Here is a 14,034-nt window from a genome sequence, read left to right as displayed (position 1 = left end):
ATAATGCCGCCCCTCAGGCTTAAATAAAAACAATTATCATTATGAACAAACTGCTTCAGGCATGGCCGGCACTCCTGTGTGCCTCCGCTGGCGCGGCCGATCTTCCCCCTGTGGAGAAGGCGCGCAGCGACGACACCATCATTGTCACCGGGCAACGGGTACAACAGAAACTCTCCGATGTTTCCGGCTCCATCACCGTCATCACCCAGGAAGAGCTGGACCGTCAGGTCGCCAGCGAGCTGACTCATGTGTTTCGCAAGATCCCCGGAGTCTCGGTCACCGGCTCTGCCGGGCGACCGCAAAACATCAGCGTGCGCGGCATCGGTGGCAACCGTATCCTGCTGATCAAGGATGGGGTGCGCGTCAGCGACGGCTTTGGCGCCGACAACATCAATGACAAGGTAGGTCGCTTCAACTTCGATCTCGATGACATCAAGCAAATTGAGGTGGCCAAGGGGGCCGGCTCCTCCTTGCATGGCTCCGATGCCATCGGCGGCACCGTGGTGATGAATACCAAGCAGCCGGAAGATTATCTGCAACAACAAGATAGCTATCTGGCGGCCAAAACCCTCTACGGTGGCGACAGCAACAAGAAGAAGCTCAGCATGACCGGCGCGGTGCGGGCACTGGAGAGCGAACATCTGTTGCGCCTCTCCGGCTGGCGTGGCAACGAAACCGCCAACTTTGAAGAGAACCGCATTCCGGCTGATTTGGATGGCATGAGTGCCTCCACCAGCAGCCGCCTCCCCCTCAATGCCCATCACGCTCTGCGGCTGGAGCTGGACTACTACGAGGATCACGCCAAACGCCAGATGGGGCCCAAAGCGCTGCCCCAACCCGATGGCAGCTGGGACGTGATCGGTTTTCAGGAAGATGGCGATCAGCGCACCCAGGGCGGCAAGTTCAGCTGGGAAGCCAGCGATCTGGGCATGGTCGATACCCTCAACTGGAGCCTGTTTGGCAATCAGTCCCGCAACGAAGCCAACCAGCGCCAGTTGCTGCGCAACGATGCCCTGAGCGGTTATCCCAGATATCGCAGCCAGCGCACCCTCTCCACGTTCGAGGAGCTGCGCCTTGGCAGCGAGCTGGAGTTGCAGAGCAAGCTGAGCACCGGCTCGCTGGATCACACCTTCAGCTACGGTGTGGAGCTGGAGCAGGCCAACCACGAGCGGCCGGTCAGCAATCTGACCCTGGAAGATGGCATCACCACCCAGGGACAGAAAGCCCCCTTCAGCAAGGCAGAGACCCGCCGCGATGGCATCTGGCTGAGCGATGTGATCGATCTGGGCAGCTGGCAGTTTACCCCGACCCTGCGCTTTGATCGCCAGCGCCTGCGCGCACCGGACAGCAATCTGGCCGAGAACCACAGCGACCACATCTCCCCTAGTGTGGCGGCCAGTTACCGCTTCAACGAAACATGGCGCAGCTGGCTCAGCTATGCCAACGGCTTCCGCGCCCCCGCTTACGATCAGGTTTACGGCAACATTCCTCACTACTTTGCCATGCCGCCGTTCGAGATCATTGCCAACCCCAACCTCAAGGAGGAGACCAGCCACAGCCTGGAGTGGGGAGTGAATGGCCAAAGCGACAACTGGAGCGTCAAACCGGCCGTTTTCTACAACCGCTACTACAACTTCATCGACTGGCGCCAGACCGGTTTTCGCCTCGATGACGGTGTCTTCCTGCGCCAATATCGCAACGTTGCCAAAGCAGAAACCTGGGGCGCCGAGCTGGCCGCCAGCCTCTGGCTGAGCGACGAGTGGGAGCTTTCGACCAATCTGGCCTGGATGGATGGCAAGGATCACCGCGGTGAGCCGCTGCGCACCCAGACACCGTTGGAAGGCAACACCACCCTGCGCTGGCAACAGCTCGACTGGAGGGTTGAGCTCAGTGGCAACTATGCCGCCGCCATGACCAAGGTGCCCCAGTGCGCCAATGCGCAGACTGGCTACAACGGTGCCTGTCAGAGCAGCGCAGGCTGGTTCAGCCTGGATCTCACCGGCGACTGGCAGATCACCGAGGCGCTCAAGGTCAATGCCACCATCGGCAACCTGCTCGATACCCGCTATGTCCGCTATCAGGATGTGGCCGGACTCCCGGCTGGCAGCGACACCTCCCTCTACAGCCAGAGCGGCCGCTACCTGTCTGCCAGCCTCAGCTACCGTTTCGTGGGGATGTGATGAAGCATCATGCAATCATGGCGGCCCTGTTGGCCGCCCCGTTGGCGTGGGCGCAAGAGGCCCTGCCACCCCCGATCCCGTCCCAATCTCACCTGATTTCAGGCAATCCCGTACGCCAGGATCCCTACTTCTGGTTGCGGGACGAGAGCCGTAGCAACCCGGCCATACTCGCCCTGCTCAAACAGCAAAATCGCTGGAGCGAGCAGCAACTCGCCACCCAGCAGCCGCTGGAAGCGACCTTGCGCGCCGAGTTTGCCCGTCATCCGGCGGGGGAATCTGTGCCAGAGAACTGGCTTGTCCGCGGCGATCAGGCATGGCTGCTGCGCCCGGATGGCTCACTCTGGCAACGCCACGGGGGCAAGGTGCAGCAGCTGCTTCCCGCCAGAGCGGGTGAGGGCTATTACGAAGCGGGCGGCTGGGCCCTGAGCCCGGATAACCGCACGCTGGCCATCGCCGAAGACAGGCGCGGCGATCTCGACTATCAGGTCACCCTGCTCGATCTCCAGAGCGGCAAGGCGCTGGCCAGTTTGGCGCAGCGCAGCGCCGATCTCGCCTGGTCACAAGATGGTCGCACCCTCTATACCATCGCCAACGAGCGCTACACCCTGCGCCCCTGGCAGCTGCGCGGCTGGCAGGATGGCCGGGAGCAGACTCTCTATGAGGAGCAAGATCCCGCCTGGCTGCTCAGCCTCTATCGCACCACGGATGGCCAACATCTGGTGTTGCAGGGCAACAACCACGACAGTTCGGAGCAGTACCTGCTCGACTCGGGCAAGCCGCAGCGGGTCAAACCCCGCCAGCGCGGGGTGGAATACTATCTGGACAGCCAGTCTGGTTGGGTGATCAAGAGCAACCGGGAGGGGGCGTTTGCCCTCTACTCAGCCAGCACGCCGCTCGGTGAGTGGCAGCGCCTCTGGCCCAGCGCCGGGGAAGATCTCGGCGATCCCGAAAAGTGGCGACTGTTTGATCGCCATCTGGTAGTGCAGTTTCGCCAGCAGGGGGAGGATTGGCTCGCCCTCCTCGATCGCAACGGCCATGAACGCCAGCGCCTGCCGCTGGCCAGTGGCGCCGGAACCGGCTGGCTGCAAGGAGAACATGACCCGGCCAGCGACCGCATTCTGGTGCGCAGTCAGGGCTTGAGCCAGCCCCCCGGCCAGCGCTGGCTGGATTTAAACAGCGGCCAGTGGATCAACGACCAGCACACCGCAGGCAATAAAGCATTGCCCTATCAGAGCGAGCGGCGCTGGATCACCTCTGCCGATGGCACCCGGGTGCCTGTCTCGCTGGTGTGGCGCAAGGATCTGGCCCCTCGCGCTGTACTGCTCTATGGCTATGGCGCCTATGGCACGCCGATGCGCCCCTACTACCAGAAAGAGCTGTTAAGCCTGCTGGATCGGGGCTTTGTCTACGCCATCGCCCATGTGCGCGGCGGCGGCATGCTGGGGGAGCAGTGGACCCGCGACGGGCGGGGCATCAACAAGCAGAACGGCATCAGCGACTTTATCGCTGCCGGCAACACCCTGCGCCACTGGTCGCCCGACTCAGCCCCTCTGCCCCTGTTTGCCATGGGGGGCAGCGCGGGGGGCACGCTGGTTGCTGCGGCCCTCAACCAGCAACCGACACTCTTTAGCGGCGCCGTGTTGCAGGTTCCCTTCGTCGATCTGCTCGGCACCATGAGTGATCCCGCCCTCCCCTTGACCCGTCAGGAGTATCAGGAGTGGGGCAACCCGGCCAAGCCCGCAGAGTATCAGGCGATGCGCCGCATCAGCCCCTACGACAACCTGCACCGCGCCCCCTACCCGCCCCTGCTGGTCACTACCGCCCTGCACGACAGCCAGGTGCCCTACTGGGAGCCGGTCAAGTGGCTGGCCCGCCTGCGGGAGCACAGCACGGGCTCCGGCCCCTACCTGCTGCTGACCGAACTGGAGGGAGGCCACCGCGCCGGTGGTGGCGATCGGGCTCGTGAATTTGCCTTCCTGTTGCATCTGGCGGGGATCAATCAATGACCCTGCCGCTGATTGGGAGTACCACTATGAAACCCCTGTTGCCCGCCCTCTTGCTGGGGCTGGCTGGCTTTTCCACTCAGGCCGCCGAACTGCGTTTTGTCGAACAGGACGCCCCGGCCGATACCCGCCTCTGGCTCGAACAGCAGCTCGGCGTCACCCTGAGTGATGCCCCGGCCTATCAGCGCCAAGGCAAGCTGGGCCACTATCTGCATTATCGCCAGCAGCTCAATGGCGCACCGATCGCCGGCCTGATGGCCGCCGTCAGTCTCGATGAGCAGGGTCGCCCGTGGCGCCTTTATCACAATACCCGGCTGATGCAGGCACAGGCGACGCCATGTGATGAAGCAAGCCGCGCCGGGGTGGATGCCTATACCGCCACGCTGGATGGTACTGTGTGGCAATTCGCTGGCAGTGACGAAGCCCAGCCTTGGTACTGGCAGGATGGCGACACACTGACTGCGGCCTGGCGTCTGCTGGCGGTGGAAAGCCAGCCGGGCAACAGCAAGAGCAGCCACTGGCAACTGTTTGTCACCTGCGATGGCAGCGCCCTGCTGGGGCGCACGCTGCAAGAGGCCAACACCCGTGCCGAAGCGATCCCGTTGGCAGGGGAAGCGGCCACGGTGCAGGCCCGCATCTTTGCCCTCGACCCACGCACCCAGCTGCAAGATGGCAACCTGCTGTGGCGCCACGATCTGGTGCTGGACAACCGGGCCTATCGCACCGTGCCGCTCACGGTACAAAAGGTGGATGACACCTACCAGCTAAATGGCCCACGCGCCCGGGTCGTGGACGGCACGGCGCCGGAAACTGCCCCCTTTAGCAGCCCTGATGCCGATGGCTTCCAGCTGGATCACCAGCAGCCCGCCTTCCTCGATATCAATGGCTACTACCATCTGGATCTGGCCCAGCGCCATGTGGCATCCCTTGGCTACCCAACGCTGATGGGCGGCCCCCTGGCCATCGATACCGATGCCGGGGAGCAGGACAACTCCCTCTATGACCCCTTCCTGCGCCGGTTGGAAATTGGCCGGATAGGGGTGCCCGACGCGGAAGATCCCATGGTGATCTGGCACGAGTTTGGCCATGCGGTGCAGCACCATATCCTGCCCGACATGGGAGAAGAGGGTGACTGGGGCGCCATCGGCGAGGGCTTTAGCGACTATCTGGCCGCCAGCTGGCGCCAGCGTAGTCCAGAGGCTCGCCAGTTCGAGCCTTTCATGGTCTTCAACTGGGATGCCAGGATAAGCGGCCGGACGCCCCGTCAGCTCGATGACCTGCGGGCGCGCTATCATCCGGGCTTCCTCTATCCGGCTCACCTCACCATCAACGGCAGCAACGGCGACCAGCTGTGGGGCACCCCGCTCTTCACCGCGCTGCGCCAGGCCGTTGAACAGTATGGCGAGGTAGCCCGTGACGAGTTCGATACCCTGCTGATTGAATCTCACTTCGGCCTCGGCCCGCAGGTGCGGATGCCCCAGCTGGCGCGGGTCACCGTGGATACCGCCAACCGCCTCTATCCGGATCGCAGTTATGGCAAGCTGCTGGAGCAGGCCTTCCGCCACCACGCCCTGCTGCCCAAGCCCATCGCGGCCCGCCTTGCCGATGACAGCTACCTGTTGCTCGGGGAGAAAAAGAGCCTCGCCATCGAATTGACCAACCAGAGCGGCCGCCCCCTGACCGTGGCTGACGCCAACCTGCTCCCGAGCAAGGGGCTCATGGGTGATGGTCACTGGCAAGGAGAGCTCAACGCCGATGGCACCGCCCGCTGGACCCTGCCGCTGGAAGCAGCGAGCAACCTGACCTGTGGCGAGGCAGTCACCTTGCCGCTGCAGTTCCAGCTCACCCTGCCCAGCCCCACCGAGCGCCAGACCCGCCTTGACCTGCAACTGCCGATCGGTGAACCGCTCTGGCAGCGGGCCATCGGCCAGGGTGGCCAGATCAAGGATGCGGTGAGCGATGAACGGCACGGCCTGTCCCGCTTCACTCTCACCCTGCCCGAGAGCAAGGCCCGCATCGACAGCGGATTCGTGGTCGCCCTCGATCTGGAGCACAGCAAGCTGGAGCAGCTGGAGATCTGGCTCACCTCCCCTTACGGCACCCGGATCAGCCTGTGGAACAAGGGCTTTGCCAACCATACCCGGCTGAAAGGTGAGTACCCCCATGAATTAGTACCGTTCGAATCGCTGGATAAGCTGCACGGCGAACCACTCGCCGGCCGCTGGCTCTTGGAAATCAACGACACCAAACCAGAGGAGAGCGGCCAACTGCGCAGCTGGCGGGTCGCCCAGCAGGTAGGGGCTCGCTGCAGCAAGGATGAAGCCTTGCCCAACACCGGCATCATCCCCCTTGAGCAAGATGAGGGGGGCGGCGGCAGCACTTCTCCTCTGCTGCTGTTGCTGGCCTTGTGGCCCCGCCTCTGGCGCCGGATCCCCCTGCGCCGTTGAACCCTGTACCACGGGGGTCACCGCCCCCGTGAACCTGTGACCGAATCAAGGAATGTGAAGTGAAATCATCCGTACTGGTTATTGCAACCCTCTCAGCTCTGCTTAGCGCCTGTGGCGGCGGGGAAGATAGCGCACCACTGGCGATCCCGGACTACCGGGTCGATGTCGCCCTACCTGCAGCCGGCACCCTGTGCGCCGATCTGGATCAGAACTGGCAATGTGATCCCGCCGACCCAGCCGTCAGCGGCGAAGGCGCTGTGGCCCTTATCAGCGGTTCGGCCAACATCGTCAACTCGCCCCTGCTGTTCGTACCGAGGAGCGGAGGCCTGCTGCTGGCGCATCCGGCCGCCAAAGGGGATCCACAACGGCTGCAACCGACCCTGCTCAGCACCCTGTGGCAGAGCCGTATTGCCGAAGGGATGGCCGCCGATCGCGCACTGACCCAGCTGCTGACCGATCTCGCGCCGCTGCAACCGGGCAGCGACCGCGCCGCCCTCGCAAGTCTCGGCCAGTTTGATCAGGGGCTGCAGCAGATAGCGATCAGCTTGCAGCAACAGGCCAGAACCCGCCTTGCCAACGCCAAAGAGACCCAGTTGCTTACCACCAGCTATCGCGCCATCAGCCTGATGCTGGGGCAATTGGCTCAGGAGTGGCAGCGCCACGGCCAATTTACCGAAGAGACCCAAAGCGAACTGCTTACCCTGCTGGCGCAACAACAGCCACGCAACCTGCTGACCGTCAGCGGCGTCACCACCTTCAGTGATGGCAACGATCCGCTGCTGGAACGGGAACCTGCCGATTATCCGGGACAAGATGCCAGCTGGAATCGCACCCGTCCCCAACTTGCCTATCGTAAACTCGATGATCGCGGTCAGGTTCTCCCCGACAACGCGCCGAGCTGGCAGTGCGTCAAGGATCTCAATACCGGTCTGGTGTGGGAGGTCAAATCGGATGATCCCTTGAGTCCGGCCTGGAAAAGCAGACCCTTTGCCTATGAGGATGAGCAACTCACCGCAACCGCAGGCGAGCAGCAAGCGGCCTACCAGCATATTCATAAGAGGATCGAACAGCTCACCGCCGAAGGAGATCTGGCGGCCCTCGCCCGGGCACAGGCGCTGACCACCATGCTGACCACCCGCGCGTATCAGCAGTGGCTCAATGGCGAGCAGCGCTGCGGCATCAGCCAGTGGCGGCTGCCCACCATGGGTGAGCTGATGTCACTGATGCACTACGGTAGCCTGGCCAAGGACCCGCTGGGTCAGCGCATCATCGTGGATACCCGCTACTTCCCGGATATCGCCTCCTCGGAAGATGACACCTACCATGGCTACTACTGGAGCGCCACCAGCAACACCGCCCAGCGCTTCTCCGGTGGCCCCATCAGCAAACGCACAGTCCTGCTCTTGGGAGAAGATGCAGGCACCACCTATCCCGCGCTGGTGCAGCAAGATACCTATATCGAGCTGATGCAGGTACGACTGGTCGCCACTCCCCAATAATCCGAGGAATATCATGAGCCTTTATCGCTTTTCGTTCGCCATGCTGGCACTGCTGGCCCCCCTGGCCCACGGTGCTGCCATTTGTGATGACACCATGGATCGCACCGCCCCCTCTGCCCGTTTTCTTGACCATGGCAACGGCACCGTCACGGATCAACACACCGGCCTCACCTGGATGCGCTGCAAACTGGGGCAGACATGGAGTGGCAGCAGTTGCCTGGGGGAACCGACCGTTTACTACTGGCAGCAGGGGCTGCAAGTGGCGGAGCGGATCCGCAGTGACAGCAGCCATGCTCTCTATCACTTCGGCGGTATCAGCCAGTGGCGTCTGCCCGACATCAAGGAGCTGGCGACCCTGGTCGAGCATGCCTGCTACAAGCCCTCTCTCAATGAAGCCATTTTCCCGCGCGCCATGGCGGGGGGCGGTAAAGAGGTCAATGAGGGTTATGTCTATCTGATGAGCAGCACGGTAACCTCCGCCAATGGTCAGCGGGCGTATCTGGATATTACCTCGGGAGATATCGGTCTTCGCTCCATTGGCGCCTACCCGGATCAGGTCTTGCTGGTCGCCAATAAACCCTGACCGCCCCACGCTCGAAACCGGAACGCGATGACAGGAGAGGCTTGAAAGCCTCTCTTTTTATTGCTCTTGCCGCCCCCCTACCTCACCCGCCATCACGCTCTTCTCCCGCCTGTGCCCCCTGCCCGCGATACCGACCTGATCCGGCTTCGCCCGCGACATACCCCTTTCAGGTGATAACGAGGAGCAGCTCTCTGCGCTTTACAGGCCTTTCCCGCCCGCCATAACCAACAAAAAAGTGCGCTTCTTAACAAAATTTAATTACCGGTTAACCGATTAATAATTAACCCGTAAAAATGACATGTAAATCAGTGCGAAAGTGTCATAATGCGTAACATTATTGTTAAGTCACTTGATTAATTTGGTTAGGAAAAACCTCTATGTTTGCTGATATTTCTGCTCAACATTGGGCTTTTGCCATTTATGTCATCGGTGCCATCACCATCTGCCTGGTGATGATAGGCCTCGCCGCCCTGCTGGGAGGTCGCGCCTACGGCCGCACCAAGAACAAGCCATTTGAATCTGGTGTCGACTCGGTCGGCAGTGCCCGCCTGCGTTTTTCCGCCAAGTTCTATCTGGTCGCCATGTTCTTCGTCATCTTCGACGTCGAGGCGCTCTACCTGTTTGCCTGGTCTGTCTCCGTGCGGGAGAGCGGCTGGGTCGGCTTTATTGAAGCCACCATTTTCATCGGACTGCTGCTTATCGGCCTGATCTACCTCTGGCGCATCGGCGCACTGGACTGGTCACCGCGCAAACCGCAGCTGAACAACAAAAACAGTGATTGAACCACAGACCCTTTCCTTGAGGTTGCACCATGAAGTACACCCTGACCCGGATTGACCCGGATGCACCCGTTGAGCGCTACCCCCAGGAGCAGCGCCAGACCGTCGATGACCCACTGGCGCAAGAAGCGACGCGCGGCATCATGATGGGCCGCCTCGAGGAGGTGCTGCAAGACACAGTCAACTGGGGCCGCAAAAACTCCCTCTGGCCTTACAACTTCGGCATCTCCTGCTGCTACGTGGAGATGTGTACCGCCTTCACCTCCCCCCACGATGTGGCCCGCTTCGGCGCCGAAGTTATCCGCGCTTCGCCCCGTCAGGCCGATTTCATGGTGATTGCAGGGACCCCCTTCATCAAGATGGCGCCAGTCATCCAGCGCCTGTATGAACAGTTGCTCGAACCCAAGTGGGTGATCTCCATGGGGGCCTGTGCCAACTCCGGCGGCATGTATGACATCTATTCCGTGGTGCAGGGGGTAGACAAGTTCCTGCCGGTAGACGTCTACATTCCGGGTTGCCCGCCCCGTCCCGAAGCCTTTTTGCAAGCCCTGATGCTGCTGCAGGACTCCATCGGCAAAGAGCGCCGCCCCCTCTCCTGGGTGGTGGGCGATCAGGGGATCTACCGTCCCCAGATGCAGGCCGAAAAAGAGCGCAAGCGCGGCGAACGGATCAATGTGACCAACCTGCGCACGCCGGATGAGATCTGACCATGAAACTGACTCGTGATTTTCCCAGCAATTACGCCATGGCCCAGTGGCAGCCCAGCGACCACAAGGATGCCAAAGTCATTGGCGAACTGTTTGCCCACTTCGGGGCCGAGCACTTCACCGTGCAGACCACACGCACCGGCGTGCCGGTGGTCTGGCTCCCCCGCGAACTGCTGCAGGATGTGATGGGCTTTTTGCGCAAGGTGCCCTCCCCGTTTGTGATGCTGTTTGATCTCAGCGCCACCGATGAGCGGCTGCGCAGCCATCGCGACGGTCTGCCCCAGAGCGATTTCACCGTCTTCTATCACCTCATCTCCATCGACCGTAACGCCGATGTGATGTTGAAAGTGGCGCTGGCCGAAAGTGACCTGCATCTTCCCACCATCACCAACCACTTCCCCAATGCCAATTGGTACGAGCGGGAAGTGTGGGATCTGATGGGCATCACCTTCGATGGCCACCCCCATCTGACCCGCATCATGATGCCCAAGAGCTGGCAGGGTCACCCGCTGCGCAAGGATTACCCGGCGCGCGCCACCGAATTCGATCCCTTCATGCTCGATGCCGCCAAACAGGACATGGAGCAGGAGAACCTGCTGTTCAAACCGGAAGAGTGGGGGCTGGCCCGCGGCAACGAGAACGAGGACTACATGTTCTTGAACCTCGGCCCCAACCACCCCTCTGCTCACGGCGCCTTCCGGTTGGTGTTGCAGCTCGATGGCGAGGAGATCCGCAACTGCGTGCCCGACATCGGCTATCACCATCGCGGTGCCGAGAAGATGGGTGAGCGCCAGTCCTGGCACAGCTACATCCCCTATACCGACCGGGTCGAGTATCTGGGCGGGGTGATGAACAACCTCCCCTATGTGCTGGCAGTCGAGAAGCTGGCCGGCATCAAGGTGCCGCAGCGGGTCGACATGATCCGGGTGATGATGGCGGAGCTGTTTCGCATCCAGAGCCACCTCTTGTTCCTCGGAACCTATATCCAGGACGTGGGGGCCATGACCCCGGTCTTCTTCACCTTCACCGACCGGCAGAAGATCTACACCATCATCGAAGCGATCACCGGTGCCCGCATGCACCCGGCCTGGTTCCGTATCGGCGGTGTGGCCCACGACCTGCCGAAGGGATGGCAACGGCTGGTGCAGGACAACCTGCTGAGCTGGCTGCCCAAGCGGCTGATGGATTACGAAAAAGCGGCGATGCGCAACAGCATTCTGCGCGGTCGCACCATAGGCGTCTCTGCCTACACCACCGAGCAGGCGTTGTCCTGGGGCACCACGGGGGCCGGATTGCGCGCCACCGGCCTCAACTTCGACATACGCAAGTGGCGCCCCTACTCCGGTTACGATCAGTTCGACTTTGAAGTGCCGGTCGGCAGCAATGGCGATGCCTACGACAGAGCCACCGTGCGGATCGAAGAGATCCGCCAGAGCATGTCGATCATCGAACAGTGCATGAAGAACATGCCGGAGGGCCCCTTCAAGGCGGATCACCCCCTCACCACCCCGCCGCCCAAAGAGCGCACCCTGCAGCACATCGAGACCCTGATCAACCACTTCCTGCAAGTGTCTTGGGGCCCGGTGATGCCCGCTGCCGAGTCGTTCCAGATGATTGAGGCGACCAAGGGGGTCAACAGTTACTACCTGACCAGTGACGGCTCCACCATGAGCTACCGGACCCGGATCCGCACCCCGAGCTTTGCTCACCTGCAGCAGATCCCCTCGGTGATCAAGGGCAGCATGGTGTCGGACCTCATCGTCTATCTGGGCAGTATCGATTTTGTTATGTCGGATGTGGACCGTTAAGTGATCCGCCATCCCGGCCATGGCCGGGAATCGGGATCGCCGGACGAGCAGTAAAAGGACAAGCCACCAAAGGTCAAGTCATGAGCCAGCAATGTCAGTGTCACAATAATCAGACCCCACAGGGGCAAGGGGCATGCAGCAGCAAACAGGACGACTTCGTTCTGAGCCAGGCTGAACGCGATGCCATCGAACACGAGAAACACCACTACGAAGATCCCCGCGCCGCCAGCATCGAAGCGCTCAAGATCGTGCAGCAGGCCAGAGGCTGGGTACCCGACGGCGCCATTCACGCCATCGCGGCCGAGCTCGGCATTCCCGCCAGCGACGTGGAGGGGGTCGCCACCTTCTATAGCCAGATCTTCCGCCAGCCGGTGGGGCGCCACATTATCCGCGTCTGCGACAGCATGGTCTGCTACATCAATGGCCATGAAGATCTGATGGCCGGTCTCAAGGAGGTGATGAACCTCGGCCCCGGTCAAACCACCCCGGATGGCCGCTTCACCCTGCTGCCGGTCTGCTGTCTTGGCAACTGCGACAAGGGGCCAGCCATCATGATCGATGACGACACCTATGGCGGCCTCGATCCGGTGACCTTGCTGAAAACCCTGGAGGCTTACCCATGAGCCTGCCGCAGAACAAGATCCTCGCCTCTCTTGGCACCGCCAATCGCACCCCGCGAGCCCCCGAGACCCACCCGCTCACCTGGCGGCTGCGGGATGACGGCCAGCCGGTGTGGCTGGAGGAGTATCAGGCAAAACAGGGCTATGAAGCGGTGCGCAAGGCGCTCGGCCAGATGAGTCCGGACGAGATCGTCAGCACCGTCAAGGATGCCGGTCTCAAGGGGCGTGGCGGCGCGGGCTTCCCCACTGGCGTGAAGTGGGGGCTGATGCCCAAAGACGAGAGCATGAACATCCGCTACCTGCTCTGCAACGCCGACGAGATGGAGCCTAACACCTGGAAAGATCGGCTGCTGATGGAGCAACTGCCCCACCTGCTGATCGAGGGGATGATCATCAGTGCCCGGGCGCTCAAAGCCTATCGCGGCTACATCTTCCTGCGCGGCGAGTATGTAGATGCTGCCATCCACCTGCGCCGTGCGGTGGAAGAGGCCAAGGCCGCCGGTCTACTGGGCAAGAACATTCTGGGATCCGGTTTTGACTTCGAGCTGTTCGTCCACACCGGCGCCGGCCGCTACATCTGTGGTGAAGAGACGGCGTTGATCAATTCGCTGGAAGGGCGCCGTGCCAACCCGCGCGCCAAACCCCCCTTCCCCGCCGTCTCCGGCGTCTGGGGCAAACCCACCTGCGTCAACAACGTCGAAACCCTCTGCAACGTCCCCGCCATTATTGGCAACGGGGTCGCCTGGTATCACGGGCTGGCGCTGCCGGGCTCGGAAGATCACGGCACCAAGCTGATGGGCTTCTCCGGCAAGGTGAACAACCCCGGGGTCTGGGAGCTGCCGTTTGGCATCACCGCCCGCGAGCTGTTTGAACATTACGCCGGCGGCATGAAGAGCGGCTATCGCCTGAAAGCCTGGCAACCGGGCGGCGCGGGCACCGGTTTCCTGCTGCCGGAGCACCTCGATGCCCAGATGTATACCGCCGGTATCGGCAAGGTCGGCACCCGGATGGGGACCGGCCTCGCCATGGCGGTGGATGACTCCATCAGCATGGTGAGTCTGCTGCGCAACATGGAGGAGTTCTTCGCCCGCGAGTCGTGCGGCTGGTGCACGCCCTGCCGCGACGGCCTGCCCTGGAGCGTCAAGCTGCTGCGGGCACTGGAACGTGGCGAAGGACAATCCGGCGATCTGGCGACCCTGGAGCAACTCTGCGGTTTCCTTGGCCCGGGCAAGACATTCTGCGCCCACGCACCGGGCGCCGTCGAGCCGCTCGCCAGCGCCATCAAATATTTCCGCTCCGAATTCGAGGCCGGGATCAAAGGCAGCGGCGACAACCGCAAGCCGGTCAAAGGGATCCAGCCCAATCTGCTGGGCGAGCGCTGGTAACGACACCACAGATTTCACAAAAC

10 protein-coding genes are annotated in these 14,034 nt (G+C 62.1%); all 10 read left to right on the top strand.

What is annotated here, in order from left to right:
• Positions 1-41 precede the first annotated feature (41 nt).
• A complete protein-coding gene (locus tag G5533_RS01220; protein WP_441254288.1) occupies positions 42-2,180 on the top strand; it encodes a TonB-dependent hemoglobin/transferrin/lactoferrin family receptor in 2,139 nt (712 codons plus the stop codon).
• On the top strand, positions 2,180-4,186 hold the full coding sequence (locus G5533_RS01215) for a prolyl oligopeptidase family serine peptidase (protein WP_441254286.1): 2,007 nt from the start codon (positions 2,180-2,182) through the stop codon (positions 4,184-4,186). The genes G5533_RS01220 and G5533_RS01215 overlap by 1 nt, the downstream gene beginning before the upstream one ends.
• Positions 4,183-6,630 carry a proprotein convertase P-domain-containing protein gene (locus G5533_RS01210; protein ID WP_441254284.1) on the top strand — a complete coding sequence of 816 codons (2,448 nt, stop codon included), beginning with the start codon at positions 4,183-4,185 and terminating at the stop codon, positions 6,628-6,630. Before G5533_RS01215 ends, G5533_RS01210 begins: the two co-directional genes overlap by 4 nt.
• A gap of 59 nt (positions 6,631-6,689) precedes the next feature.
• Positions 6,690-8,129 (top strand): Lcl C-terminal domain-containing protein, encoded by a 1,440-nt coding sequence (locus G5533_RS01205; protein WP_421254814.1) that lies wholly within the window; start codon positions 6,690-6,692, stop codon positions 8,127-8,129.
• 13 nt (positions 8,130-8,142) lie between these two features.
• On the top strand, positions 8,143-8,712 hold the full coding sequence (locus tag G5533_RS01200) for an Lcl C-terminal domain-containing protein (RefSeq protein WP_005351118.1): 570 nt from the start codon (positions 8,143-8,145) through the stop codon (positions 8,710-8,712).
• A 377-nt stretch (positions 8,713-9,089) separates the two neighbouring features.
• Positions 9,090-9,494 (top strand): NADH-quinone oxidoreductase subunit A, encoded by a 405-nt coding sequence (locus G5533_RS01195; protein ID WP_005344919.1) that lies wholly within the window; start codon positions 9,090-9,092, stop codon positions 9,492-9,494.
• A gap of 29 nt (positions 9,495-9,523) precedes the next feature.
• Positions 9,524-10,198: a NuoB/complex I 20 kDa subunit family protein gene (locus tag G5533_RS01190; protein WP_005344917.1), complete on the top strand. Its 675-nt coding sequence runs from the start codon at positions 9,524-9,526 to the stop codon at positions 10,196-10,198.
• A gap of 2 nt (positions 10,199-10,200) precedes the next feature.
• Positions 10,201-12,006: an NADH-quinone oxidoreductase subunit C/D gene (nuoC, locus tag G5533_RS01185; protein WP_005337234.1), complete on the top strand. Its 1,806-nt coding sequence runs from the start codon at positions 10,201-10,203 to the stop codon at positions 12,004-12,006.
• Between the two features lie 80 nt (positions 12,007-12,086).
• Positions 12,087-12,629, top strand: coding sequence for an NADH-quinone oxidoreductase subunit NuoE (gene nuoE / locus G5533_RS01180; protein ID WP_042658436.1), 543 nt, complete (start codon positions 12,087-12,089; stop codon positions 12,627-12,629).
• Complete coding sequence (gene nuoF, locus G5533_RS01175) at positions 12,626-14,011, top strand: NADH-quinone oxidoreductase subunit NuoF (protein ID WP_421254815.1); 1,386 nt, start codon at positions 12,626-12,628, stop codon at positions 14,009-14,011. The genes nuoE and nuoF overlap by 4 nt, the downstream gene beginning before the upstream one ends.
• Positions 14,012-14,034 lie beyond the last annotated feature (23 nt).

This window comes from Aeromonas sp. A600620 (assembly GCF_029479985.1).
Taxonomy (GTDB): Bacteria; Pseudomonadota; Gammaproteobacteria; order Enterobacterales; family Aeromonadaceae; genus Aeromonas; species Aeromonas veronii_A.
Note: the sequence above shows the minus strand (reverse complement) of the source record. Positions and strands in the feature narration are given on the sequence as shown.